Source organism: Streptomyces sp. NPDC090499 (assembly GCF_044769305.1).
Taxonomy (GTDB): Bacteria; Actinomycetota; Actinomycetes; order Streptomycetales; family Streptomycetaceae; genus Streptomyces.
Map to the genome: position 1 here is coordinate 16,835 of NZ_JBIVXP010000033.1, position 22,158 is coordinate 38,992.

Genomic DNA, 22,158 nt, shown 5'->3' on the forward strand with positions numbered 1-22,158 from the left:
CGCCCCGGTGCGTCAGCCCGCGGCGTAGTTCCGCAGGAACAGCGCCTCCGCCACCGACAGCCGCTCCAGCTCCTCGGGGGACACGCTCTCGTTGACGGCGTGGATCTGCGCCTCCGGCTCGCTCAGGCCGATCAGCAGGATCTCGGCCTGCGGGTAGAGGCCGGCGAGGGTGTTGCACAGCGGGATGGAGCCGCCCTGGCCCGCGTACTGCATCGTCTCGTCCGGGTAGGCGACCGCCATCGCGTCGGACATCGCCCGGTACGCCGGGCTGGTGGTGTCCGCGCGAAACGGCTGGCCCTGGCCGACCACCTCGGTCCGCACCCGGGCGCCCCACGGCGTGTGCGCCTCCAGGTGGGCCTGGAGCAGCTTGCCGGCCTCGGCCGCGTCCACGCCCGGCGGCACCCGCAGGCTGACCAGGGCGCGGGCGCCGGCCTGTACCGACGGGGTGGCGCCGACCACCGGCGGGCAGTCGATGCCCAGCACCGTGACCGCCGGCCGGGCCCAGATGCGGTCCGCGACCGAACCGTCACCGATCAGCCCGACACCGTCCAGCACCTTGGCGTCCTCGCGGAACTGCTCCTCGTCGTAGGCCAGACCCTCCCACCGCGACTCCGGCGCGAACCCGTCGACCGTCGTGGAACCGTCCTCGGCGCGCAGCGAGTCCAGGACGCGGATCAGCGCGGCCAGGGCGTCGGGGGCGGCACCGCCGAACTGGCCCGAGTGCAGATTGCCCCGCAGCGTGTCGATCTGGATGCGGACCATGGCCATGCCCCGCAGTGTCGTGGTCACCGTCGGCAGCCCCACCCGGAAGTTGCCCGCGTCGCCGATGACGATCGCGTCCGCCGTCAGCAGCTCGGGGTGCTGCTCGGCGTACCGCTCCAGGCCGCCGGTGCCCATCTCCTCCGAGCCCTCGGCGATCACCTTGACGTTGACCGGGAGGCCGCCGTTCGCCTTCAGCGCGCGCAGCGCCAGCAGGTGCATGATCACGCCGCCCTTGCAGTCGGCGGCACCGCGCCCGTACCAGCGGCCGTCCCGCTCGGTCAGCTCGAACGGCGGGGTGGTCCAGGCGGCCTCGTCCAGCGGCGGCTGCACGTCGTAGTGCGCGTACAGCAGGACCGTTTTGGCACCCTCCGGACCAGGCAGATAGCCGTACACCGACTGCGTGCCGTCCGGGGTGTCCAGCACGGCGACGTCCGTGAAGTCCTCGGCGCGCAGCGCGTCGGCCACCCAGTTCGCGGCGCCTTCGCTCTCGCTCTTCGGGAACTGGGCGAAGTCCGCCACCGACTTGAAGGCCACCAGCTCGGCGAGCTCCGCCTTGGCCCTGGGCAACAGGGCGGCGACGGTCTCGGCGACCGGATTGGACGACATGGGCACGCTCCTCGTGGGTGCGACGTTGAACTGGTGAGTGGACCGATCCTCCCACAGCGGCCTGCGGCGATCTCCGCCGTAGGATGCGGGGGGACAGGTGACAGGTGTCGGCCCACGGGCGGACGGATCCTGCCCCACGGCTTTACCGGCACCTACGGCTTGAAACGCACCTACGGCTTGAAACGGCCTCTACGGCTTGATACGGCTTCTACGGCTTGATCGGAGCAGCGGACCATCGTGAGCGGCGAGAATTCTTCGGCGGACGACGTGCAGGCGGACGACGCGCAGCGGGTGTGGGACGTCGTCGTGGTGGGCGCGGGACCCGCGGGGGCCTCGGCCGCCTACGCGGCGGCGGTCGCCGGACGGCGCGTGCTGTTGCTGGAGAAGGCCGAGCTGCCCCGCTACAAGACCTGCGGCGGCGGCATCATCGGCCCCTCGCGGGACGCGCTGCCGCCCGGCTTCGAGCTGCCCCTCAGGGACCGGGTGCACGCGGTCACCTTCTCCAACAACGGACGGTTCACCCGCACCCGCCGCTCCAAGCAGATGATGTTCGGGCTCATCAACCGGCCCGAGTTCGACCAGCAGCTGGTCGAGCACGCCCAGAAGGCGGGCGCCGAGCTGCGCACCGGCGCCGCCGTGCAGCGCGTCGAGCAGCACGGCTCGGCGGTCCCGGACCGGCGGACGGTCGCGGTCGTGCTCCAGGGCGGCGAGACCCTGCTGGCCCGCGCGGTGGTCGGCGCCGACGGCAGCGCCAGCCGCATAGGCGCCCACGTCGGGGTGAAGGTCGACCAGGTCGACCTCGGCCTGGAGGCGGAGATCCCGGTGCCGGAGACGGTCGCGGAGGACTGGAAGGGCCGGGTCCTGATCGACTGGGGCCCGATGCCCGGCAGTTACGGCTGGGTCTTCCCCAAGGGCGACACGCTGACCGTCGGCGTCATCTCGGCCCGTGGCGAAGGCGCCGCCACCAAGCGGTACTTGGAGGACTTCATCGCCCGGCTCGGCCTCGCCGGCTTCGAGCCGAGCATCTCCTCCGGCCACCTGACCCGCTGCCGCGCCGACGACTCCCCGCTGTCCCGCGGCCGGGTCCTGGTCTGCGGCGACGCGGCGGGCCTGCTCGAACCGTGGACCCGCGAGGGCATCTCCTTCGCGCTGCGCTCGGGCCGGCTCGCGGGGGAGTGGGCGGTACGGATCGCCGAGGCCCACGACGCCGTCGACACCCGCCGCCAGGCGCTGAACTACGCCTTCGCCGTCAAGGCGGGCCTCGGCGTCGAGATGAGTGTCGGCAAGCGGATGCTCGCGGTGTTCGAGCGCCGCCCCGGCCTGTTCCACGCGGCGCTGACCGGGTTCCGTCCCGCCTGGCGGGCGTTCAAGGAGATCACCCAGGGCCGCACCTCCCTCGGCGAACTCATCCGCTCCCACCCGCTCGCCCAGCGCGCCCTCACCGCCTTCGGCCCGGAGCCGGCGGCGAAGGAGAACGTGCCGGCGGAGGAGGGCGCGGCCGACGAGGAAGCCGTCACTTCCTGACGGTGATCCGGAAGACGGGGTGATCGGCGCCGGCCGCGAGGAGTTCGTCGTCGGAGGACCCGGCCGTCACCCCGGGGAAGTACTGCTTGACCTCCCAGCCCCACCTCTCCAGGTAGGCCCGCAGCACCGGGAGCTTCTCGGCGTCGGGAAGCTCCACCACGGTGAACTCCCGGATCTTCCGCCCCACCCGCAGCTCCCCGCCGCCGGCCACCCGCATGTTCCGCACCCACTGCGAGTTGCCGCGCGCCGAGACCAGGTACCGGATGCCGTCGTACGTGTGCGGGTTGACCGGGACGCGCTGCATCCTGCCGCTCTTGCGGCCGCGCACGGACAGCTCCGCGCTGCCCGCGAGGCTGATCCCGCGCCGGGCGAGCCACCCGACGAGGCTGTTCATGCGGACGGCCACCGGGTTGGCCTCGGCGTAGTACGGCTTCGGAAACGGCTGCGGCTGCCGCTGCGGTTGTGACGACGACATGGTGACCCCCACTTGGTCGGATGTGATTGGGAGAGCAGTGCTCTCTCTTGAGGACCAGTGTGGGGAGATCGGTGATCCATTGCAAGAGCGGTGCTCTCTTTTTTGAGCGGTGCACTTGTGTCTGGGCGCCGCTCCGATTCGAGACCGCCGCTCCCATTCGAGACAGGTGATCCGATTCGAGGCCGGCGATCCAAATCGCGTGCGCTGCTCCATGACGTGTGCACTGCTCTGCAAGCGTGGCAAACTGCGTCCCATGACCACTCCGCAGGGCGCCCGAGCGCGAGCCAGGATGGAAGTCACCACGGCCATCAAGGACGAGGCACGCAGGCAGCTCGCGGCCGAGGGCGCGGCCAAACTGTCGTTGCGGGCGGTGGCGCGCGAGCTCGGCATGGTCTCCTCGGCGCTCTACCGCTACTTCCCCAGCCGCGACGACCTGCTGACCGCGTTGATCATCGATGCCTACGACTCCCTGGGCGAGGCCGCCGAGTCCGCCCACGCCGCTGCGGCCGACGCCGTCCCGGCGCGCCGCTGGGTCGCCGTGTGCGAGGCGGTGCGCGGCTGGGCGCTGACCCATCCGCACGAGTACGCGCTGATCTACGGCTCGCCGGTGCCCGGCTACTCGGCGCCGGAGACGACCATTCCGCCGGCCGCCCGGGTCGGCCTCGTCCTCGTCGGGATCCTGCGCGAGGCGTTCGAGGGGCGCGGTCTGGCCCGCACCCCCGTGTCCGCCGAACTCGCCCCCGAGGCCCGCCGGATGGCCGACGAACTGGTGCCCGGCCTGCCGCCGGAGGTGGCGGTGGCCGTGGCCGCGGCGTGGGCCCAGCTGTTCGGGCTGGTCGGGTTCGAACTGTTCGGTCAGTTCCAGGGGATCGTGCAGGAAGCGGAACGGGAACGGTTCTTCCGGCATGCGGCCGCACAGCTCGCCCACGGTGTGGGGCTGGTCTTTTCCTGACGGTGCCGGGTCATCCGGTCGGGCAGGCCGGGCAGGCCGGGCAGGTCGGGCAGTTCAGGTCCGTCGGGCCGTTCGGGCCGTTCGGGCCGGTCATCCGGTCACCTTCTCCAGGAACGCGGCGAGGTTCCCGACCGTCCGCCGTACCTTCTCCTCCAGTGTGAGCGACTCCGGCATCCGGCCGCCCACGCCCGCGTCCCGCTTCCCCCGCACGTACAGCGAACAGGCGAGGTCGCTGCAGAGGTAGGCGCCCACGGAGTTGCCCTGCTGCCCGGCCTTCCCCGCCTTGGCGGCGACCATCAGGGAGACTCCTCCGGTGTGCGTGGTCAGGCAGATCGTGCACATGCTGCGCCGGTTCTGCCAGGAGGCGGGGCTCGGGCAGCGCAGCGCCACCGCCCGGGGGTGACCGTCGTCCAGTTCGGTCACCAGGTAGGCGCGGTCGGGTGCCTGGGGGTCGCGCCAGCCGAAGTAGTCCAGGTCGGCCCACGGCCTTTCGGTCAGGTCGTGCGGGATGTTCAGGCGTTTTGCCGCGCCCTTGGTGCAGTTCACGAAGGCGCCGCGGATCTCTTGCTCGGTCAGCTGTCGCATGTGACGCACGCTAATTTGCCTAAAGCTTTTAGGCAAATGCATAATCGGTTCTCGGTGAGAGGTAAGAGGTCAAGGCGGAGGAGCGGGTGTGGCGCGAGCGGGACTGAGCACGGAGCGGCTGGTCCGGGCCGGAGCCGAGCTGGCCGACGAGGCCGGCTTCGACCAGGTGACCGTCTCGGCCCTGGCCAGACGGTTCGACGTGAAGGTCGCCAGCCTGTACTCGCACGTCAAGAGCTCCCAGGACCTGAAGACGAGGATCGCGCTGCTGGCGCTGGAGGAGCTCGCCGACCGGGCCGCCGACGCGCTGGCCGGCCGGGCCGGCAAGGACGCCCTCGTCGCGTTCGCCGACGTCTACCGCGACTACGCCCGTGCCCACCCCGGCCGCTACACGGCGGCCCGGCTGCGCCTCGACCCGGAGACGGCGGCGGCCAGTGCCGGTGTCCGGCACTCCCAGATGACCCGGGCGATCCTGCGCGGCTACGACCTGACGGAACCGGACGAGACCCATGCCGTCCGCATGCTGGGAAGTGTCTTCCACGGCTACGTCGACCTGGAGCTGAGCGGCGGCTTCAGCCACAGCGCCCCCGACAGCCAGCAGTCCTGGACCCGCGTCCTCGACGCCCTCGACGCGCTGCTGCGCAACTGGCCCACCCCGGACTGACCCCCCTTCGCGCAGAACACAGACGGAAGACGGACGGAACACAGAGGCGATGCACACCGACCCCCGCTGGATCACCACGCCGATCACCGCCGACCTCCTGCGCGGCGCCCTCGACCTGGAGCACACGGAACACGGCGTCCTGCCGCACCGGCTCCCGGCCCGGGCCCGCGCCCAGTGCGGCGACCCGCAACTCGCCATGGTCGAGTCCCAGCCCTCCGGCGTACGACTGGTGTTCCGCACCCACGCCACCGCCGTGGAACTGGACGCCCTCCCCACCAAGCGGCTCTACGTCGGCGCGCCGCCCCGCCCGGACGGTGTCTACGACCTGCTCGTGGACGGCACCCTGGCCGGCCAGGGCAGCGTCTCCGGCGGCACGGTCCAGGTCGTCGACATGAGCGCCGGGACCACGGAGCTGCGCCCCGGACCGATCGGCACCCTACGCTTCACCGGCCTGCCCGACCGGGAGAAGTCGGTCGAGATCTGGCTGCCGCACAACGAGACCACCGAACTGGTCGCGCTGCGCACCGACGCCCCCCTCGCCGCCGTACCCGACCACGGCCGCAAGGTCTGGCTGCACCACGGCAGTTCGATCAGCCACGGCTCCGACGCCGCGAGCCCCACCGCCATCTGGCCCGCGCTCGCCGCCTCGCTCGCCGGGGTGGAGCTGGTCAACCTGGGGCTGGGCGGTAGCGCCCTGCTCGACCCGTTCACCGCCCGTGCCGTCCGAGACGCCCCCGCCGACCTGATCAGCCTCAAGCTCGGGATCAACGTCGTCAACGCGGACCTGATGCGGCTGCGCGCCTTCGGCCCCGCCGTGCACGGCTTCCTCGACACCGTCCGGGAGGGGCACCCCACCACCCCGCTGCTGGTCGTCTCGCCGATCCTGTGCCCCATGCACGAGGACACGCCCGGTCCCACCGCCATGGACCTGAGCGCCTTCGGTGCCGGCCGGCTCGCCTTCGTCGCCACGGGCGACCCGGCCGAGCGCGCGAGCGGCAAGCTCACCCTGAACGTCGTCCGGGACGAGCTGTCCCGGATCGTCGCCCAGCGCGCGGCCGAGGACCCGCACCTGTACTACCTCGACGGCCGTGCCCTCTACGGCGAGGCCGACGCCGCCGAGCTCCCGTTGCCCGACGGACTCCACCCGGACGCGGCCACCCACCGCCGTATCGGCGAACGCTTCGCCGGGCTGGCGTTCGCGGAGGGCGGCGCGTTCGCCGGGGGCGGTGGCGGCTGCCGAGCCGGCGGCCGCTGAGCGGAGGGTCACCGGGTGGAGGGTCGCCGGGTGGAGGGTCGTTGAGCGGGCGGCCGCTGAGCGGGCGGTCGCGGAAACGGCGGTCGCGGAAACGGCGGTCGACGGGCCTGCGGTTCTCATCGCGCCGAGTCGGCCGATGCCCCGTCGCCGGCGTCCGGGACCAGTACCACCTTCCCCGCGACGGTCCCCGACTCGGCGAGCCGCAGGGCCTCGGCGGCCCGGGTCAGGGGCAGCCGGGCGGCGATGCGCGCGGTGACCTCGCCACGCTGGAAGGCCTGGAACACCTGGGTGAGGTCGGCGTCCAGCCGGGCCCGGAAACGGTCCTTGCCGAGGGCGCGGCCCTCCCAGACGTTGAAGAAGTAGGCGTGCCGCCCGTTGGGCAGCGCGTTCCACAGCCACACGCGGCCGAGGATCTTCAGCACGGGGAGCTGCTTGGAGCCGGAGTCGTCCCTGGTGGTGGCGCTGCCGTAGGCGACGAGGGTGCCGCCCGGGGCGAGGAGCCGCCAGGAGTCGACGACGCTGCGGCCACCGAGGTGGTCGAAGACGGCGTCGACACCGCCGGGGGCCAGTTCCCGGACCCGGGCCGGGACGTCCTCGGCGCGGTAGTCGACCGGGGTCACACCCAGCTCCCGCAGCGCGGCGTGATGACGGGCGGAGGCCGTGCCGATCACCCGAAGGCCCGCCGCCCGTGCGAGCTGGACGAGCACCGTGCCGACGCCGCCGTTGGCACCGTGCACCAGGATCGTGCCGCCACTGCGCACCCGCGCCTTGCGGTGCAGCATCTGCCAGGCCGTGATCCCGTTGACGACCAGCGTCTCCGCCTCCGCGGCGCCGACACCGGCGGGCACCTGTACGGCGTCGGCCGCGTCGAGCACGACATGGCTGGCCCAGCCGCCGACCTTCACGAGTGACGCCACGCGCTTGCCGACGAGCCCGGACGCGACGCCCTCACCGGTCGTGAGCACCGTGCCGACCAGGTCGTAGCCGGGGACGAACGGGAAAGGCGGCTGGTCGTAGTAGCGGCCGCGGCGCATCTGCTGCTCCGCGAAGGAGACGCCGGTCGCCTCCACGCGGACGACGATCTGGCCGGCGGCGGGGGCCGGGATCTCCCGGCGCTCGATGCGGAGGCCTTCCGGCTCCACGATGCCCGGCAGGACGACCTCGACGAGCTGGTCGGTTCCCGGGGTTCCGGTGCTTCCGGTGCGTCCGGGGGTTCCTGCGGTTTCTGCGATGCCCATGGCGACGGCCTCCGTGCGTAGCGATGTGTAGATGCAGTCGCAAGCGAGATGGGCTCTTGCTTGCGTTAGAAGCTATAACAAACATGACTGGTGCTCGCGGAAGTGTCAAGCCGTCGCGATGGATGGTGTCCTCGCGACCGTTAGAAGCCATCTCGAAAGTGATAGCCTGAAACAAAGGTGTGCGAGAGGAGCGTGATGACCATGGCGGCGGACGCAGGCGCGGACGCGGTGAGCCCCCGCGAGCGGTACCGGACCCAGGTGCGAGCGGACATCAAGGCGCGAGCCTGGGAGCAGATCGCCAGGTCAGGCGCGTCGGGCCTGTCCCTCAACGCGATCGCCAAGGAACTGGGCATGAGCGGTCCGGCCCTCTACCGCTACTTCGGCAGCCGCGACGAGCTGATCACCGAGGTGATCCGGGACGCGTACCGCAGCCTGGCCGACACCTGCCGTGCAGCCGCCGACTCCGCGGCCGGCATCGACGGCCTCGCCCACGCCCTGCGCCGCTGGGCGCTCGACGACCCCCAGCGCTACTTCCTCGTCTACGGCACGCCGGTCCCCGGCTACCACGCGCCCGAGGACATCACCGGCATCGCCCAGGAGATCATGGGGGCTCTGCTCGACGTCTGTACGGCGGCCGAGCCCGAGGCGCCTCCGCCGGTCTCCGCCGGGTTCACCGCGCACCTCTCGCAGCATCGCGAGTGGGCCGGCGGCCATCCCGCGCCGCCGGGAGTGCTGCGCCGGGCACTGGCCTTCTGGACCAGGCTGCACGGGGTTCTCTCCCTCGAACTCGCCGGCCACTTCACGGGCATGGGCTTCGACCCGGACCGGCTGTTCGACGCCGAGGTGGCGGAGCTGAAAACCGGGCGCTGATCCGGGCGCTGATCCGGATGGCGCCCCGGCCGCCGACCGGCCCCGGTGACCTCCTGCCACCTACTACCGGGGGAGTAGGCGTGATCACCTCGCCGGGCTGACGCTCGCGCGGGGCGACGGCGTCTAGCGTGGCGGTCATGGACGAGCAGCGGGTACGGGAGCGCGGCCCCGCGCAGTGGTGGCAGCACGGCCCCCCGTGGTGGAACCACCCGGAAGCCACCGCGACCACCGGTGCGACCACCATCGCCACCACCGGCGCGGGCACCGGTTCCGGTGCCGGAACCCCCCGCCGCCGCCTGCCCTGGCGTTCCACCCTCCTGCTCACCATCCTCGTGCTGGTGGGCTCGAACTTCGCCGCCCACACCCAGCCCCACCGCGAGCACCTCGACACCTACGCCCGCCTGCTGCTCCTCGCCACCTGCGCCCTGTTGCTGTGGCGGCACCGGCACCCGGTGACCGTGGTGTTCGGCACGGCCGCGCTCGCCCTGGTCTACCTCGGTGCCGGGTACCCGTACGGACCGGTCTTCGCGGCCGTCGCCGTGGCCTGCTTCGGTGCCGTAGTGGCCGGGCACCGCCGGGCCGCGTGGGCGGCACTCGGGATGCTGTGGGCCGGGCATCTGCTGATCTCGCTCTGGCTGTACCGGTGGCTGCCGCCGCCGGGCGACACGGGTACCGGCCCCGGCCAGGAAGTGATCATCGCCACCTGGGTGCTGATCATCGTCTCGGTGGCCGAACTGGTCCGGCTGCGGCGCGAGCAGTGGGCGCGGGAGCGGGCCGACCGGGCCCAGGCGGCCCGGCGGCGCGCGGACGAGGAACGGCTGCGGATCGCCCGGGAGCTGCACGACGTCCTGGCGCACAGCATCTCGGTCATCAACGTCCAGGCGGGCATGGGACTCGCGCTCCTCGACTCCGACCCCGAGCAGGCCAGGTCGGCGCTCACCACCATCAAGGCGGCCAGCAAGGAGGCGCTCGGCGAGGTGCGTCAGGTGCTCGACACCCTGCGCGCCCCGGGAGACGCGCCGCGGACGCCCGCGCCCGGTCTCGGCCGGCTGCCGGAACTGGTGGAGCAGGCGGCGAGCGCCGGCCTCACCGTGGACGTGACGGGGGAGCCGCCGCACCTCGCGCCCGGCGCCGACCTGGCCGCCTTCCGTATCGTGCAGGAGGCCCTCACCAATGTCGTACGGCACTCGGGTTCGCGGCATGCGCGCGTGCGGCTCGAAGACGGGGGCGGAAAGCTGCGGTTGCGGATCGACGACGACGGTCCCGCGACCGGGGCGGACGCGGGCGGCAGCGGGAACGGGCTGGCCGGGATGCGGGAGCGGGCGGCGGCCCTGGGTGGCACGATCGAGGCGGGGCCGCGTGCCGAGGGGGGCTTCCGGGTGCTCGCCGTACTGCCCTTGAGCGGTCGGGGCGACCCGGGCGACCCGGGCTACCAGGACGTACGGGAGGACCGATGATCCGGGTGCTGCTCGCCGACGACCAGTCGCTGGTGCGGGCCGGTTTCCGGGCGTTGCTCGACGCGCAGCCGGACATCGAGGTGACCGGTGAGGCGGCGGACGGCGAGGAGGCGCTGCGCAAGGTGCGTGAACTGCGCCCCGACGTCGTCCTGATGGACATCCGCATGCCGCGTCTGGACGGCCTGGCCGCGACCCGCCGGGTCACCGGAGAGCCGGAGCTGGCGGACGTCAAGGTGGTGATGCTGACGACGTTCGAGCTCGACGAGTACGTCTTCGAGGCGATCCGGTCCGGGGCCTCGGGCTTTCTGGTGAAGGACACCGAGCCGGACGAACTGGTGCGCGCGGTCCGGGCGGTGGTGGCCGGGGACGCGCTGCTGTCTCCGGGGGTGACGCGGCGGCTGATCGCGGAGTTCGCGGCCCGTTCCAAGGAGCCTGCGGCCGCCGACGTCCTCGCCCGGCTCACCGAGCGGGAGCGGGAGGTGATGGCCCTGGTCGGTATCGGCCTGTCCAACGAGGAGATCGCCCGCCGCCTGGTCGTCAGCCCCCTCACCGCCAAGACCCACGTGAGCCGCACCATGGTCAAGCTGGGCGCCCGCGACCGCGCCCAACTGGTCGTCCTGGCCTACGAGTCGGGGTTGGTACGGCCGGGCTGGCTGGGCTGACCCGGGCGCTGGAAGCGGACCAGCACGCTGACGACCCGGGCGACGAACAGCAGGCCGGCGAGGACCGCGCCCGCGACGGGCAGCGCCCGCTCCAGGCCGCCGGGCAGCTCGAACAGCAGCACCGGGCCGGCCACCGCCCCGAACACGACCACGGCCGCGAACACCGCACTGCACAGCGCGTATCCGATCTCGACGGTGATCGCGTCCCGCTCGGCCTGACCGCGCCGTCCCCCGTACGTCGTCATCCCGGCAGTCTCACAGCCGGGTGCCCGGCGGGGCAACAGGCCCCCGCCGGGCACACGTTCGGAGGCGTCCCCGTTCAGTCGCGTGCGGACACGCGCTCCGCCTCCAGGGAGGTGGACTTGGCGATCACGACGGTCTGCTGCGGCCGCCGGGTGCGCACTCCCGTGAGGGTGATCAGCAGCCCGGCGAGGGCCACGACCGCGACCACCAGGAAGCCGGGACGGTAGCTGTCGAGCACCGCCTGCGGGGTCGCGTGGGCGGGCGCGCCCGCGGTGACCACGGCCGTGACGATCGCCAGGAAGATCGCACCGCCCACCTGCACCGAGGTGTTGAGGAGCCCGGAGACCATGCCCTGCTCGTGGTCGTCGACGCCGTTGGTGGCCTGGATGTTGAGGGAGGGGAAGACCAGGGCGCAGGCCGCGCCGATCAGGAGCATCGACGGCAGGATCGCCGCGGCGTAGGCCGGGCTCAGGTCGACGCGGAGGAACAGGGCGTAACCGACGACCATGAACGCGAAGCCCGCCGCGATGAGCCGCGGGGTGCCGAAACGGTCCACGATCGCGCCGACCTTGGTCGACGACACCGCCACCAGCGCGCCCGCCGGAAGGAAGGCCAGGGCGGTGTGCAGCGCGGACCAGCCGAGCAGGGACTGCATGTAGAGGGTGGTGAGGAACTGGAAGCCGACGTACGAGCCGAAGAAGGCGATCGCGCCGAGCTGGGCGCGGACCTGGTTGCCCGAGCGCAGCACGCCGAGGCGGACGAGCGGTCCGGGGGAACGGCGTTCGACCTGGACGAAGACGGTCAGCAGGACGGCGACCGCGAGGAAGGAGAGCAGGGTGCGGGCCGACGCCCAGCCCACCTGCGGGGCCTCCACGACGGTGAACACCAGGAGCAGCATGGAGGCGGTGCCGAGGATCGCGCCGGGGATGTCGTAGCCGTTGTGGTCGCGTTCGCGGGAGCTGCGCGGCAGCAGCTTGAGGCCGACGAGGAGTGCGATCAGGGCGATGGGCGCGGGCAGCAGCATGGTGAGGCGCCAGCTGGCCTCGGTGAGCAGCCCGGACAGCACCAGGCCCATGGAGAAGCCGGTGGCGGCGCAGGTGGTGTAGATGGAGAGGGCGCGGTTGCGCAGCGGGCCCTCCGGGAACGTGGTCGTGATGATCGAGAGGCCGGCCGGTGCGGTGAAGGCGGCGCTCAGGCCCTTGATGAAGCGGCTGGCGATCAGCAGCGGGCCCGAGTCGACGAGGCCGCCGAGCAGCGAGGCGAGCGCGAAGACGCCGAGGGCCACGAGGAACACCTGGCGCCGGCCGAGCAGGTCCGCGGTGCGGCCGCCGAGCAGCAGCAGGCCGCCGTATCCGAGGATGTAGCCGCTGACGATCCATTGCAGCGTCGAGGTGGACAGGTGCAGGTCGGAGCCGATCGACGGCAGGGCGACGCCGACCATCGACACGTCCAGCGCGTCCAGGAACATGGCGGCGCAGAGCACCAGGAGCGTGCCCCAGAGCCGGGGGGTCCAGCGTCCCTCGGCGGCGGGTGCGGTGAGCGGAGAGGTCATGGACCCAGACACTACATGCGTATGCATTGAATGCAAACGCATTTAATTACGATGCAACAATCCTGGTTCTCTGCTACGGTGCCCCGATGGCGGCGAAGAAGCCCGAACAGGCACTCGTGGAGCAATGGCGGGACATTCTGGCCCTGCACGCCCGCACCCAGTGCGAGCTGGACCGTGCCCTGCACGGACACGGTCTGTGCGGCAGTGACTTCGAGGTCCTCGACCTGCTCTCCGACAGCCCGGCGGCGGACGGCGTCTGCAGCTTCCGGGTGCAGGAGATCGCCGAGCGGGTGCACCTGAGCCAGAGCGCGCTGTCCCGGCTGATCGCCCGCCTGGAGAAGGACGGCCTGGTCGAGCGGGCCATGTGCCCGGAGGACCGGCGGGGCGTGCGGGTGGCGCTCACCGGCAAGGGGCGCGCGCTGCACGGCGAGGTCCTGCCGGTGCAGCGCGCGGTGCTCACCCGGATGCTGGCCGCCGAGGCGGGCTGAGCCCGGCAGGCCGGACCGCTCGCCGGTGCCGGCCGGCGTCAGATACCGGAGTCCGTCCGCCACAGGTCGGCCAGTGCCGGGTCGCCGGTCACCTTCGGCACCGGTACCCGGTTCCACAGTGCCAGGTACAACTGGTCGGCAGGTCCTGCGAGTTCGGCTGTCGCGTCCTGGGGCGCGCCGAGTTCCGCTACCGGCGGTCGCTCCGACAGCCTTACGGTCCAGGCCGCGTCCGCGTCCACCGTGCGCACCCCGAGCACCCGCGGGTGTGTGCTGCGGACCCGGCTGCGGGTGCGGGCGTGGAAGCCGCGCAGCAGTTCGTCGATGCCGTCGACGGCGAAGCCCGTGCCGACCGGGGTCGCCGGGCCGCCCCGTGCCGCCTCGGCGTCGTACCGGTGGACGGTCGTCTCATGGGCCTGCCGGCGGAGCCAGAAGGCCAGCGGTGAGGGGACGGGGGCGGGGTGGAAGGTCCAGTACGTCACGTCCCGCGGGGCGGCGTCGAGGGTGTCGACGAGCCGGCGGTGGCCGTCCCGGTACCAGGCTGTCAGTTCCGTGCCGTCGATGTCCGGGGGGCCGGGGATGGGGCGGGGCGAGGTCTCGGCGTCGGCGACGACACCGGCCGCCCACCGGTGGATGGTTCCGGTGTGCCGCAGCAGGTCGCGCACCTGCCACTGCGGACAGGTGGGCACCGGGGCGTCGAGCCCCGCCTCGTCGGCGGCCGAGGCCAGCAGCCGGCCCTCCCGGTCGAGGATCTCGAGAAAGTCAGCAGTCTCCATGCGGGGAGTCTGCCGGATGTGCGGCTGTTCCTGCTGCTGGGCGATCCGCCGGACGCGCCCCGGACATGCCGTCGTTCGCGCTCAGCGCAGCAGGAACCCCACCGCGTAGCCGAGTGCGTTGACCGCCCAGTGCAGGGCCATCGGTGCCAGCAGGGAGCCGCTGCGATCGCGTACCCAGCACAGCAGACAGCCCGCCGCGGCAGTGAACAGCACGGCGCCGACGTCCACCAGGACCGCCCCGGTGACCGAGTGCCCGAAGAGCGAACCCAGGGTCGGCTTGTCCTTGTTGAGGTTCAGCGAGGGGAGGATGTGCCAGAGCCCGAAGAGCACGGAGGACAGGACGGCGGCCGAGGTGGCCGTGCGAAGACGGCACAGCAGCGCGAACAGCACCCCGCGGAAGGCGGTCTCCTCCAGCAGGACCGTCCCCACGGGCACCGCGACCAGCGCCTTGAAGGCGGTCTCCGAGCCGCTCAGCGCGTTGGTCCGCTGGTCCGCGAACAGACCGCGGGTGACCGGCAGCAGGGCCGCGCACAGGTAGACCGCCGCGACGATCCCGATCAGGGCCGCCCCCCAACGCACCCCGTCCGCAAAAGTGTTCTGCTCAAGTCCCAGCTCCGCCCAGCCGCCCCCGGCCCAGAACAGCAGCCCCACCAGGACGGCCGTGGTGAGCAGCGCGGTGAGCAGGATCCAGGACCCGGCCCAGCGGTTGTCCAGCAGGTTCGCGAGCACCAGCACGACCACCACCGCCGCCACGGCGGTACGGGTGGGGAGCCGTGCAATCCGGGGCAGCGGCATGGCGGGCGGGGTGTCAGAACCCGACCGGGGCGCGAAGCGGCAGGCAGGTCACGAGGTGCCCGCCGCCACCGCTCCGGCCCGGCACGGCGCCGACGACGGTGACGACCCCGGTACCCGACGTCCCCGGCGGGGTGCCGGCGCAGGCGGCGCGGGCACCGGCGGGGACCACGCCCGGCGGCGGCGCGGCCACGCCGACGAGCGGGGTGGCGTGCTCGGTAGTCCGGGCCAGGGCCATGCCCACCACGATGGGACACCTCGTGCGGCTCCGCACCTTTTCCCGGATCTTCCGGATGCGGCGGCGGGTGCGGTGGCCGATCGTGGTCCCGAGGTGGCGAAGTGAGTGGTGCGGGCAGGGCTCTGAATCGTACGAAGGACTGGACCCGGCGGACGGCGGATCGGGTGCGCCGGCACCTGGGCCCGGACCGGGTGGTCCGGCGACGGCCGTGCTGGGCCGGGATCGCGCTGGCGGTCCTGTGCTACTGCCTGTCCCTCACCCCGTCGCTGCTTCCGCGGGCCTGGTGGCTGCAGGGACTCGCGGCCGGTGTCTCGGCGGCCGTCGGCTACGCCGTCGGGGCCGTACTGGAGTCCCTGGCCCGGCTGCTGCTCCGCTGGGCCGGTGTCCGGGTCCGTCGGCGGGTCCGCCGTACCCTGTGGGCCGCCCTGGCCGTGCTCGGCGCCGCCGCCGTGGTCACGGCCACCGCCTGGAGCGTCCGCTGGGAGGACCAGGTCCGCCGGGTGGTGACCCTGCCCCCGCACCTCGTCTGGTGGCAGTGGGCGCTCGTCCCGGTCGTGGCCGCACTCGTGACCGCACTGCTGCTCCTGGCCGCCCGGACGGTACGGCTCGGCATCCGCGTCGTCGCCCACGCGTTCGGCGCCCTCGTCCCGCGCCCCGTCGCCTACGCCACCGGGGTCGTCCTCGCCGCCTTCGTGGTGGTCGGAGTCGTCCAGGGCTTCCTGCTGCGCGCCGCGCTGGACGCCATCGAGAGCGGCGCGTCCCTCGCCGACCAGGGCACCACCAAGGGCGTCCACCGGCCGGGGCTGGCCACCCTCTCCGGCAGCCCCGATTCCGCCGCCCACTGGGACACCCTGGGGGCCAAGGGCCGCGACTTCGTCGGCACGGCCACGCCCCGCGCCGACATCGCCGCCTTCACCGGGCGCCCGGCCGAGGATCCGGTACGGGTCTACGTCGGCCTGCGCTCCGCCGACACCCTCGACGAACGCGCCGCCCTCGCCGTACGCGAACTCGAACGCACCGGCGGTTTCTCCCGCAGGGTCCTCGCCGTCATGGGCACCACCGGCACCGGCTGGATCAACGACCAGGGCAGCAGACCACTGGAGTACATGTGGGGCGGCGACACCGCCATGGTCGCCATGCAGTACTCCTACCTCCCCAGCTGGGTGTCCGCGCTCACCGAGGACGAGGCCGCCGCCACCGGGCGAGCCCTTTTCGACGCCGTCTACGCCAAATGGCGGACGCTCCCGGCCGGTTCCCGCCCCCGGCTGCTGGTCTACGGCGAGAGCCTCGGCTCCTTCTCCATGGAGTCCGCCCTGAACGGCTCCCTGGCCACGCTCGTCGCGGAGACCGGTGGCGCGCTGTTCGTCGGGCCGACGTACGACAACCCGCTGTGGAAGTCGGTCACCGCGAAACGGCAGCCGGGCAGCCCCGAGTGGCGGCCGGTGGTCGCCGACGGGGCGCATGTGCGCTTCGCGCAGGTACCGGCGGACTACGGCATCCCGGACGCGCCCTGGGGCGAGCCCCGCGCGGTCTACCTCCAGAACGGCTCCGACCCGGTCGTGTGGTGGTCGCCCGGTCTCGCCTTCCACCGGCCGGACTGGCTGGACCGGCCCCGCGCCCGGGACGTCTCACCGGCGATGCAGTGGTATCCGCTGCTCACGTTCTGGCAGGTGGCCTGCGACCTGGCCGGCGCCGACAGCGTGCCGAACGGCTTCGGCCACCGGTACGGCACGCTGCCCACGAGCGCGTGGGCCGAGATCACGAACCCACCGGACTGGACGGCCGCCGACACGGCGAGACTGGCCGGGGTGCTGGAGTCGGTGCGGGAACCGGGGTTGCTGGACTGAGCGGGGCCGGACGTCCGAGAACGTGACGTCGTGCGGTCTGTGACTTCCTTCGCGTAGCGGCTGCGCACCGTTCTGCGATACCCGCGGACGAGCATCGCGAACGCGAACCGAACGAGCGTTCGACGGAGCGGGCGGTGACGTCGGTCAGTGCCCCGCCGTGCGCCGGGTCAGGAGTGCGATGGCCGCGGCGGTGGCGGCGAGGGCGGCGACCGTGGTCAGGGCGGTGGGGAGGGAGAGCCAGTCCGTCATGAAGCCGATGGCGGGCGGTCCGAGGAGCATGCCGCCGTAGCCGAAGGTGGAGGCGATGGCGACGCCGTCGGGGCCGGCCAGTGTGCCCGCCCGTTCGACGGCGACGGGGAAGAGGTTGGCGAGCCCGAGTCCGGTGATCGCGAACCCGAGGAGGGCCGCCCACAGGGCCGGGGCGAGTGCGCCGAGCAGCATGCCGGCCGCGGCGGTCGTGCCGCCGAACACCAGGGTGCGCGTCTGGCCGAGGGCTTCGAGAAGCTTTGTCCCGCTGAGCCGGCCGACGGTCATGGCGAGCGCGAAGCAGGAGTAGCCGATGGCGGCGGCGCCGGGTGCGGCGCCCAGGTCCTGCTCCAGGTGCAGGGCGCTCCAGTCGGCCATGGCCCCCTCGCCGTAGGCCGTGCACAGGGCGATCAGACCGAACGTGACGACCAGCAGCCGGGTGCGCCCTGCCAGACGGCGGCGTGCGGACGTGCCACGCGGTGCGTCGTCCCCGGGTGTGGCCGGCGGGGGAGTGCGCAGCAGGGTGCGGCCGGCGAGAAGGGTGACCAGGAGGGCGACGGCGGTGAGGGAGAGCAGGTGCTGCGTGGGGGTCAGCACGCCGGCGATCAGTGAGCCCAGACCGGAGCCGAGCATGCCGCCCAGGCTGAAGGCGGCGTGGAAGCTGGGCATGATCGGCCGCCGCAGGGCTCGTACCAGGTCGACCGCGGCGCTGTTGAACGCGACGTTGATGCCGCCGTAGGCGCTGCCGAAGACGAGCAGTACGGCGCCGAGGGCCGGGACCGAGTGGGTGAGCGGGGGCAGGGCGACGCTGAGGGAGAGCAGGACGGCGCAGACGACGGTCACCGGGTGGGAGCCGTAACGGCGGCACAGCCGTCCGGTGAACATCATCGTGATCACGGCCCCGGCCGAGACACCGAGCAGGGCGAGTCCCAGGGCGCCGGCCGAGGCGCCGGTCTGTTCCTTGATGGCAGGGATGCGGACGACCCATCCGGCGAAGATGAAGCCGTCCATGGCGAAGAAGACGGTCAGGACGACACGCAGTCGGGTGAGGGAGCTACCGGGCACGGCGTTGTGCGTCCGGGTTTTGTTTATTAGCGGCACAAACTCAGGCTAGGTGAGGGCGGGGGCCGGGACAAGGGCGGACGGGGACCGGGACCGGACCGTCGGCCGGTGGGAGGGCGCGGGCGTGGTGCCCGTCACGGAGCGCGGGTGCCCCGGAGACCGGCGGCGCCCCGGACGTACGTGCCCGGCCCCCGCGCCGCGGCCGGACCTCCGCCTGCCGTGAGCTCGGCGCCCGCCCTCGCGACCGTGCCCCCCGGTTGCGCCCCGTGCGGCCGCCGGCGCACGCGGGCCGGGCGCGCGCCATCCGGCGGGCGGCCACGAGCCGCCGATCGGCTCGGCGTCCTCGTCCGTCCGTATCGACCGCTCACCTCCCGCCGTTACGGCCGTTAGGACCGTTGCGACTGCCACGCCGTCGCGCGGTCGCGCCGCCGACCGCTCCGACCGCTCCGACCGCTCCGACGGCACCGACGACTCCGAAGAGGAGAGGAACCGTGAACGGATTCGAGCCGAGGACCCGCACCGTGCCCGCCGAACTGCCGACCGAGGTCTTCGACTGGGGAAGCATCAAGTGGGGAGTGAGCGCCGGCCTGTTCCCCGGGGCGCCCCTCACCGCGGGCGAGGTGATCATCAACCCCGCCAAGGGGCACGACCTGCACACGCACCCGGACTCCGACGAGGTGCTGTACTTCATCGACGGCGAGGGCGTCCAGACCGTCGGTGGCTCGGGGGAGTTCGCGGTGACGGCGGGCGACTTCGTCTACGTGCCCAGGGGAACGCTGCACTCCACCTTCAACACCGGCTGGCGGCAGCTGCGGGTCATCGCGGTCTACACGCCGGGCGGCGCCGAGCGGGCCCTGCGCGAACTGCCCGACTTCACGGCGCTCGGTCCGGGGGTCCAGCCGGTCTGGGAACGGGCCCGCTGAGCGGACCGGCGCCCGCCGCACCGCCGTCCCGCCGCCCGCCCCTCCCGGCCAGGGCCGTGAGGTAGCCGCGCAGCATGACCTTCGCCTCGTCGAGGAGGGCCGCGTCGCCCTCGGCGTCGCGGCGGAAGGCCTCCTGGGCGAGCGCGTCGGCGGCGAGGACGGCGGCATGGCAGGCGTGGCCGAGCCCCGCCGTGTCGCCGGCGATGCCGAGCGCGAGCAGCACCCGGCGCACCCCGTCGGCCATCCGGCGCTTGTGCTCCCGGTCCGCCGCCCGCGTCCGGTCGGTCAGGCCGCTGCCGAACCACAGGGCCCTGAAACCGTGTTCGGCGCGGTAGAGCCCGGCGTAGGTGTCGATCAGCACGCCGACCGGGTCGGGCCGGCGCTCGGTCGCCGCGCCGCGCACGAACTCCTCCATCACCGCTTCGAGCCGGGCGAAGTACGTCGCGGCCAGCGCGTCGATGATCGCGTCCCGGTCGGGCAGGTACTGGTACAGCGAGCCGACCGAGACCCCGGCCTCGGCCGCGACCCGGGTGGTGGTCAGGGCCGGTACGCCCTCGGCGATCAGCACGCGCTCGGCGGCCTTGAGTACCAGCGCCAACCGGGCTTTGCTGCGGGCCTGTTGGGGAGTGCGGCGCAGTACGGCCCCGGTCTTCTCGGCGGCCGGGTCGGTCACACCACCACCCCTTGAATCTGAACGTGACTTTGTTTCAGGTTTACGTTACCGTCGCGGCCATGACGGACTCAAGCTCCGCGCTGGTGCAGGAACGGGCCGCGGTGGCGGACGTCTGCCGCCGCCTGGGAGCGGCGGGCCTGCTGATCGGAACGGCGGGCAACGTCAGCGTGCGGGTGGGGGACCGGGTCGCGGTCACCGCGACCGGCGCGGTGCTCGCCCAGCTCACCGCGGGCCAGGTGACGGTGGTCGACCTGGACGGCAGGGCCGTCGCCGGGACACTGCAGCCGACCTCCGAACTCGACCTGCACCTCGGGGTCTACCGCCGTTTCGGCGCCGGCGCGGTCGTCCACACGCACGCCCCGATGGCCACCGCCCTCTCCTGCGTCCTCGACGAACTGCCCTGCATCCACTACCAGTTGCTCGCCCTCGGCGGCACCGTGCGGGTGGCGCCGTACGCCACCTTCGGCACCCCGGAACTCGCCGAGTCGGTACTCGCCGCGCTCGACGGCCGCAGCGCCGCGCTGATGGCCAACCACGGCTCGGTCACCGTCGGCCCGACCCTCGACAAGGCCGTCGAGAACGCCCTGTTGCTCGAATGGGCCTGCGGCGTCTACCAGCACGCGGCGGCCCTCGGGCCGCCCCGCGTCCTGGACGAGCGGCAGCAGCTCGCGGTGATCGAGGCCGCGATCGCCCGGAACTACGGCACCACCCGATCCCTGCAGGAGGGCAAGCCATGAGAGTCGTCACGATGGGCGTGCACGTGCTGGACGTGCTGGTCCGGCCGGTGGACGCGATACCCGAGGGCCAGGGCGCGACCCTGGTCGAGGACATCAGGATGACCGCGGCCGGGACCGCCGGCGGGACCGCGCTGAGCCTCGCCAAGCTCGGCGCCACCGTGCGCAGCGCCGGGGCCGTCGGCGCCGACGCGACCGGCGACATGCTGGTGCAGCTGCTCGGCAGAGCCGGGATCGACACCCGCTTCCTCGTCCGCCGGACCGACACCGCCACCTCGGCGAGCGTGCTGCCCATCCGCCCCAACGGCGACCGGCCCTCCCTGCACCTGCTCGGTGCGAACATCACCTACGGCGTCGACGACGTGCCCTGGGACGCCCTCGCCGAGGCCGACCATCTCCACCTCGGCGGCCCGGAGTTGATCGGCGTCGACGCCGCCGCCCGCATCCTGCACTTCGCCAGGGAGCACGGCGTGACGACCTCCGTGGACCTGCTCGCACCCGGTGTCCTCGGCAGCTTCGAGCAGATCGCGGCCGCGCTGCCGTACGTCGACCACCTCCTCCCCAACGACGACCAGGTACTGGGCTTCTCCGGCGAGGACGACCTGGTGGCGGGCGCCAAGAAGCTGGTCGGGGCCGGCGCCGGGCTGGTCGCGGTCACCCGGGGCGGCGACGGCGCACTGCTGGTCACCGCCGAGGGCGCCGAGCCGGTGCCCGCCTTCGAGATCGACGTCGTGGACACCACCGGCTGCGGCGACGCCTTCTCGGCCGGATTCGTCTACGGCATCGGCCTCGGCCGCCCCCCGCAGGACGCCGCCGTCCTCGGCAACGCCGTGGCGGCCCTGGTCGCGCAGGGCCTCGGCAGCGACCACGGGGACTTCGACCTCGCCGCTGCCGACGCGTTCGCGGCGACGGGTGCCAGGCGTGCGTAGACCGGGTGCCGGACCCGCATAAAACGTGACGTTGGCCACGGTCGTCCCGGAGGTCCGAGAGGTACCTTCCGTCCCCCGAACCACTGAATTCCTGCGGATATTCACTCGTCCCGGACGTCTGTGTTCGGACAGAGTCCGGCAACAGCTCGGTTAATAACTGCTCGCTGGTTGGTTACCGGAGAGTGAGCGGGCCATGATGGCCCCATGACGTTGGCCTCGCGCGCTCTGGCGCAACTGGCGACCTGGCCCGACCTGACCCAGGCCGTACCGAGCTGTGGTCTGGGGCAGGCCGTGAGTTCGGCGCAGGGCGAGATCGCGCACTTCCATTCCGACCGCGATGTGGACCTGCGTCTCACCACCCATGCCATCCGGCACTTCGCGAAGAACCTGAAGAGCACGGGAGCGATCCGGATCGTGCCGGGCTCGCAGTGGGTGACCATACGACTCGACGCCGCGAGCGACGTCGACCTGCTGCTGACCCTGGTGAGCGTCGCCCTCCAGGCGCAGCAGAGCTGGCCCGACCCGGCCGACCGGCCCGTGTTCGGCTGCAACGACCAGCGGGGCGCGGGATTCGTCAGCGCGGACACCAGCGGAATGTGACAGCAGGCCGG

The 22,158-nt window shown here is 72.8% G+C and carries 24 protein-coding genes; 13 read left to right on the plus strand and 11 right to left on the minus strand.

The genetic code is table 11. From position 1 onward, the window contains the following. Nucleotides 1–12: 12 nt before the first annotated feature. The gene (locus ACIQVL_RS49710; RefSeq protein ID WP_403436308.1) at nucleotides 13–1,368 is read right to left on the minus strand and encodes a dipeptidase; all 1,356 of its coding nucleotides are present in this window, start codon (nucleotides 1,366–1,368) and stop codon (nucleotides 13–15) included. A gap of 237 nt (nucleotides 1,369–1,605) precedes the next feature. On the opposite strand from ACIQVL_RS49710, the gene ACIQVL_RS49715 reads away from it, so the two are divergent. Continuing rightward, nucleotides 1,606–2,892 carry a geranylgeranyl reductase family protein gene (locus ACIQVL_RS49715; RefSeq protein WP_403436311.1) on the plus strand — a complete coding sequence of 429 codons (1,287 nt, stop codon included), beginning with the start codon at nucleotides 1,606–1,608 and terminating at the stop codon, nucleotides 2,890–2,892. Here ACIQVL_RS49715 and ACIQVL_RS49720 read toward each other — a convergent pair. Beyond that, nucleotides 2,882–3,367: a nitroreductase/quinone reductase family protein gene (locus ACIQVL_RS49720; protein WP_403479047.1), complete on the minus strand. Its 486-nt coding sequence runs from the start codon at nucleotides 3,365–3,367 to the stop codon at nucleotides 2,882–2,884. The genes ACIQVL_RS49715 and ACIQVL_RS49720 overlap by 11 nt on opposite strands. Nucleotides 3,368–3,620: 253 nt before the next feature. Between ACIQVL_RS49720 and ACIQVL_RS49725 the strand changes: the two genes are divergently transcribed. Then, nucleotides 3,621–4,319, plus strand: coding sequence for a TetR/AcrR family transcriptional regulator (locus tag ACIQVL_RS49725; protein WP_403479048.1), 699 nt, complete (start codon nucleotides 3,621–3,623; stop codon nucleotides 4,317–4,319). A gap of 90 nt (nucleotides 4,320–4,409) precedes the next feature. On the opposite strand, the gene ACIQVL_RS49730 is transcribed toward ACIQVL_RS49725, so the two are convergent. Further along, nucleotides 4,410–4,904 carry an FBP domain-containing protein gene (locus ACIQVL_RS49730; RefSeq protein ID WP_403436317.1) on the minus strand — a complete coding sequence of 165 codons (495 nt, stop codon included), beginning with the start codon at nucleotides 4,902–4,904 and terminating at the stop codon, nucleotides 4,410–4,412. 88 nt (nucleotides 4,905–4,992) lie between these two features. Here ACIQVL_RS49730 and ACIQVL_RS49735 point away from each other — a divergent pair, with 88 nt between their 5' ends. Continuing rightward, on the plus strand, nucleotides 4,993–5,565 hold the full coding sequence (locus ACIQVL_RS49735; protein ID WP_403436320.1) for a TetR/AcrR family transcriptional regulator: 573 nt from the start codon (nucleotides 4,993–4,995) through the stop codon (nucleotides 5,563–5,565). Nucleotides 5,566–5,614: 49 nt separating this feature from the next. Continuing rightward, the gene (locus ACIQVL_RS49740; protein WP_403479049.1) at nucleotides 5,615–6,820 is read left to right on the plus strand and encodes a GDSL-type esterase/lipase family protein; all 1,206 of its coding nucleotides are present in this window, start codon (nucleotides 5,615–5,617) and stop codon (nucleotides 6,818–6,820) included. A gap of 116 nt (nucleotides 6,821–6,936) precedes the next feature. Here the strand turns inward: ACIQVL_RS49740 and ACIQVL_RS49745 are convergent, their stop codons facing one another. After that, the gene (locus ACIQVL_RS49745; RefSeq protein ID WP_403479050.1) at nucleotides 6,937–8,058 is read right to left on the minus strand and encodes a medium chain dehydrogenase/reductase family protein; all 1,122 of its coding nucleotides are present in this window, start codon (nucleotides 8,056–8,058) and stop codon (nucleotides 6,937–6,939) included. A 201-nt stretch (nucleotides 8,059–8,259) separates the two neighbouring features. Between ACIQVL_RS49745 and ACIQVL_RS49750 the strand changes: the two genes are divergently transcribed. From ACIQVL_RS49750 to ACIQVL_RS49760, 3 genes are all read left to right on the plus strand, one after another. Continuing rightward, the gene (locus ACIQVL_RS49750; RefSeq protein ID WP_403436327.1) at nucleotides 8,260–8,928 is read left to right on the plus strand and encodes a TetR/AcrR family transcriptional regulator; all 669 of its coding nucleotides are present in this window, start codon (nucleotides 8,260–8,262) and stop codon (nucleotides 8,926–8,928) included. A gap of 137 nt (nucleotides 8,929–9,065) precedes the next feature. Then, nucleotides 9,066–10,385 carry a sensor histidine kinase gene (locus tag ACIQVL_RS49755; protein ID WP_403479051.1) on the plus strand — a complete coding sequence of 440 codons (1,320 nt, stop codon included), beginning with the start codon at nucleotides 9,066–9,068 and terminating at the stop codon, nucleotides 10,383–10,385. Further along, complete coding sequence (locus ACIQVL_RS49760) at nucleotides 10,382–11,047, plus strand: response regulator (protein WP_403479052.1); 666 nt, start codon at nucleotides 10,382–10,384, stop codon at nucleotides 11,045–11,047. The genes ACIQVL_RS49755 and ACIQVL_RS49760 overlap by 4 nt, the downstream gene beginning before the upstream one ends. Here the strand turns inward: ACIQVL_RS49760 and ACIQVL_RS49765 are convergent. Beyond that, nucleotides 11,008–11,292, minus strand: coding sequence for a DUF6332 family protein (locus tag ACIQVL_RS49765; protein WP_403479053.1), 285 nt, complete (start codon nucleotides 11,290–11,292; stop codon nucleotides 11,008–11,010). The two genes, ACIQVL_RS49760 and ACIQVL_RS49765, sit on opposite strands and share 40 nt — an antisense overlap. A 74-nt stretch (nucleotides 11,293–11,366) precedes the next feature. Further along, nucleotides 11,367–12,842 (minus strand): MFS transporter, encoded by a 1,476-nt coding sequence (locus tag ACIQVL_RS49770; RefSeq protein WP_403436336.1) that lies wholly within the window; start codon nucleotides 12,840–12,842, stop codon nucleotides 11,367–11,369. 86 nt (nucleotides 12,843–12,928) lie between these two features. On the opposite strand from ACIQVL_RS49770, the gene ACIQVL_RS49775 reads away from it, so the two are divergent. Beyond that, nucleotides 12,929–13,330: a MarR family winged helix-turn-helix transcriptional regulator gene (locus ACIQVL_RS49775; RefSeq protein WP_403479054.1), complete on the plus strand. Its 402-nt coding sequence runs from the start codon at nucleotides 12,929–12,931 to the stop codon at nucleotides 13,328–13,330. Nucleotides 13,331–13,368: 38 nt separating this feature from the next. On the opposite strand, the gene ACIQVL_RS49780 is transcribed toward ACIQVL_RS49775, so the two are convergent. The 3 genes from ACIQVL_RS49780 to ACIQVL_RS49790 all read right to left on the minus strand — a co-directional run bounded on the left by ACIQVL_RS49780 (nucleotide 13,369) and on the right by ACIQVL_RS49790 (nucleotide 15,142). Beyond that, nucleotides 13,369–14,103 (minus strand): maleylpyruvate isomerase family mycothiol-dependent enzyme, encoded by a 735-nt coding sequence (locus ACIQVL_RS49780; RefSeq protein ID WP_403479055.1) that lies wholly within the window; start codon nucleotides 14,101–14,103, stop codon nucleotides 13,369–13,371. Between the two features lie 81 nt (nucleotides 14,104–14,184). Then, nucleotides 14,185–14,898 carry a lysostaphin resistance A-like protein gene (locus ACIQVL_RS49785; protein WP_403479056.1) on the minus strand — a complete coding sequence of 238 codons (714 nt, stop codon included), beginning with the start codon at nucleotides 14,896–14,898 and terminating at the stop codon, nucleotides 14,185–14,187. A gap of 13 nt (nucleotides 14,899–14,911) precedes the next feature. Beyond that, nucleotides 14,912–15,142, minus strand: a complete 231-nt coding sequence (locus tag ACIQVL_RS49790; protein ID WP_403479057.1) for a hypothetical protein — start codon at nucleotides 15,140–15,142, stop codon at nucleotides 14,912–14,914. Nucleotides 15,143–15,297: 155 nt separating this feature from the next. On the opposite strand from ACIQVL_RS49790, the gene ACIQVL_RS49795 reads away from it, so the two are divergent. Continuing rightward, on the plus strand, nucleotides 15,298–16,980 hold the full coding sequence (locus ACIQVL_RS49795; RefSeq protein ID WP_403479058.1) for an alpha/beta hydrolase: 1,683 nt from the start codon (nucleotides 15,298–15,300) through the stop codon (nucleotides 16,978–16,980). Between the two features lie 144 nt (nucleotides 16,981–17,124). On the opposite strand, the gene ACIQVL_RS49800 is transcribed toward ACIQVL_RS49795, so the two are convergent. Next, the gene (locus ACIQVL_RS49800; RefSeq protein ID WP_403479059.1) at nucleotides 17,125–18,291 is read right to left on the minus strand and encodes an MFS transporter; all 1,167 of its coding nucleotides are present in this window, start codon (nucleotides 18,289–18,291) and stop codon (nucleotides 17,125–17,127) included. A gap of 488 nt (nucleotides 18,292–18,779) precedes the next feature. Here ACIQVL_RS49800 and ACIQVL_RS49805 point away from each other — a divergent pair, with 488 nt between their 5' ends. Further along, nucleotides 18,780–19,211 (plus strand): cupin domain-containing protein, encoded by a 432-nt coding sequence (locus ACIQVL_RS49805; protein WP_403436352.1) that lies wholly within the window; start codon nucleotides 18,780–18,782, stop codon nucleotides 19,209–19,211. Here the strand turns inward: ACIQVL_RS49805 and ACIQVL_RS49810 are convergent. Next, the gene (locus tag ACIQVL_RS49810; protein ID WP_403479060.1) at nucleotides 19,162–19,884 is read right to left on the minus strand and encodes a TetR/AcrR family transcriptional regulator; all 723 of its coding nucleotides are present in this window, start codon (nucleotides 19,882–19,884) and stop codon (nucleotides 19,162–19,164) included. The two genes, ACIQVL_RS49805 and ACIQVL_RS49810, sit on opposite strands and share 50 nt — an antisense overlap. Nucleotides 19,885–19,943: 59 nt before the next feature. Between ACIQVL_RS49810 and ACIQVL_RS49815 the strand changes: the two genes are divergently transcribed. The 3 genes from ACIQVL_RS49815 (at nucleotide 19,944) to ACIQVL_RS49825 (ending at nucleotide 22,147) form a co-directional block, all read left to right on the plus strand. Continuing rightward, nucleotides 19,944–20,621 carry a class II aldolase/adducin family protein gene (locus tag ACIQVL_RS49815; RefSeq protein ID WP_403436358.1) on the plus strand — a complete coding sequence of 226 codons (678 nt, stop codon included), beginning with the start codon at nucleotides 19,944–19,946 and terminating at the stop codon, nucleotides 20,619–20,621. Beyond that, the gene (locus ACIQVL_RS49820) at nucleotides 20,618–21,547 is read left to right on the plus strand and encodes a carbohydrate kinase family protein (RefSeq protein ID WP_403479061.1); all 930 of its coding nucleotides are present in this window, start codon (nucleotides 20,618–20,620) and stop codon (nucleotides 21,545–21,547) included. The genes ACIQVL_RS49815 and ACIQVL_RS49820 overlap by 4 nt, the downstream gene beginning before the upstream one ends. A 204-nt stretch (nucleotides 21,548–21,751) precedes the next feature. Continuing rightward, on the plus strand, nucleotides 21,752–22,147 hold the full coding sequence (locus ACIQVL_RS49825; RefSeq protein ID WP_403436363.1) for a luciferase family protein: 396 nt from the start codon (nucleotides 21,752–21,754) through the stop codon (nucleotides 22,145–22,147). Nucleotides 22,148–22,158: the final 11 nt, after the last annotated feature.

Bases quoted from the DNA above. Each gene is read 5' to 3' on its own strand.
- ACIQVL_RS49730 (WP_403436317.1), bottom strand. From the start codon at position 4,904: ATGCGACAGCTGACCGAGCAAGAGATCCGCGGCGCCTTCGTGAACTGC.
- ACIQVL_RS49815 (WP_403436358.1), top strand. From the start codon at position 19,944: ATGACGGACTCAAGCTCCGCGCTGGTGCAGGAACGGGCCGCGGTGGCG.
- ACIQVL_RS49785 (WP_403479056.1), bottom strand. From the start codon at position 14,898: ATGCCGCTGCCCCGGATTGCACGGCTCCCCACCCGTACCGCCGTGGCG.
- ACIQVL_RS49745 (WP_403479050.1), bottom strand. From the start codon at position 8,058: ATGGGCATCGCAGAAACCGCAGGAACCCCCGGACGCACCGGAAGCACC.
- ACIQVL_RS49740 (WP_403479049.1), top strand. From the start codon at position 5,615: ATGCACACCGACCCCCGCTGGATCACCACGCCGATCACCGCCGACCTC.
- ACIQVL_RS49775 (WP_403479054.1), top strand. From the start codon at position 12,929: ATGGCGGCGAAGAAGCCCGAACAGGCACTCGTGGAGCAATGGCGGGAC.
- ACIQVL_RS49710 (WP_403436308.1), bottom strand. From the start codon at position 1,368: ATGTCGTCCAATCCGGTCGCCGAGACCGTCGCCGCCCTGTTGCCCAGG.
- ACIQVL_RS49725 (WP_403479048.1), top strand. From the start codon at position 3,621: ATGACCACTCCGCAGGGCGCCCGAGCGCGAGCCAGGATGGAAGTCACC.
- ACIQVL_RS49755 (WP_403479051.1), top strand. From the start codon at position 9,066: ATGGACGAGCAGCGGGTACGGGAGCGCGGCCCCGCGCAGTGGTGGCAG.
- ACIQVL_RS49765 (WP_403479053.1), bottom strand. From the start codon at position 11,292: ATGACGACGTACGGGGGACGGCGCGGTCAGGCCGAGCGGGACGCGATC.
- ACIQVL_RS49760 (WP_403479052.1), top strand. From the start codon at position 10,382: ATGATCCGGGTGCTGCTCGCCGACGACCAGTCGCTGGTGCGGGCCGGT.
- ACIQVL_RS49720 (WP_403479047.1), bottom strand. From the start codon at position 3,367: ATGTCGTCGTCACAACCGCAGCGGCAGCCGCAGCCGTTTCCGAAGCCG.
- ACIQVL_RS49825 (WP_403436363.1), top strand. From the start codon at position 21,752: ATGACGTTGGCCTCGCGCGCTCTGGCGCAACTGGCGACCTGGCCCGAC.
- ACIQVL_RS49770 (WP_403436336.1), bottom strand. From the start codon at position 12,842: ATGACCTCTCCGCTCACCGCACCCGCCGCCGAGGGACGCTGGACCCCC.
- ACIQVL_RS49820 (WP_403479061.1), top strand. From the start codon at position 20,618: ATGAGAGTCGTCACGATGGGCGTGCACGTGCTGGACGTGCTGGTCCGG.
- ACIQVL_RS49750 (WP_403436327.1), top strand. From the start codon at position 8,260: ATGGCGGCGGACGCAGGCGCGGACGCGGTGAGCCCCCGCGAGCGGTAC.
- ACIQVL_RS49780 (WP_403479055.1), bottom strand. From the start codon at position 14,103: ATGGAGACTGCTGACTTTCTCGAGATCCTCGACCGGGAGGGCCGGCTG.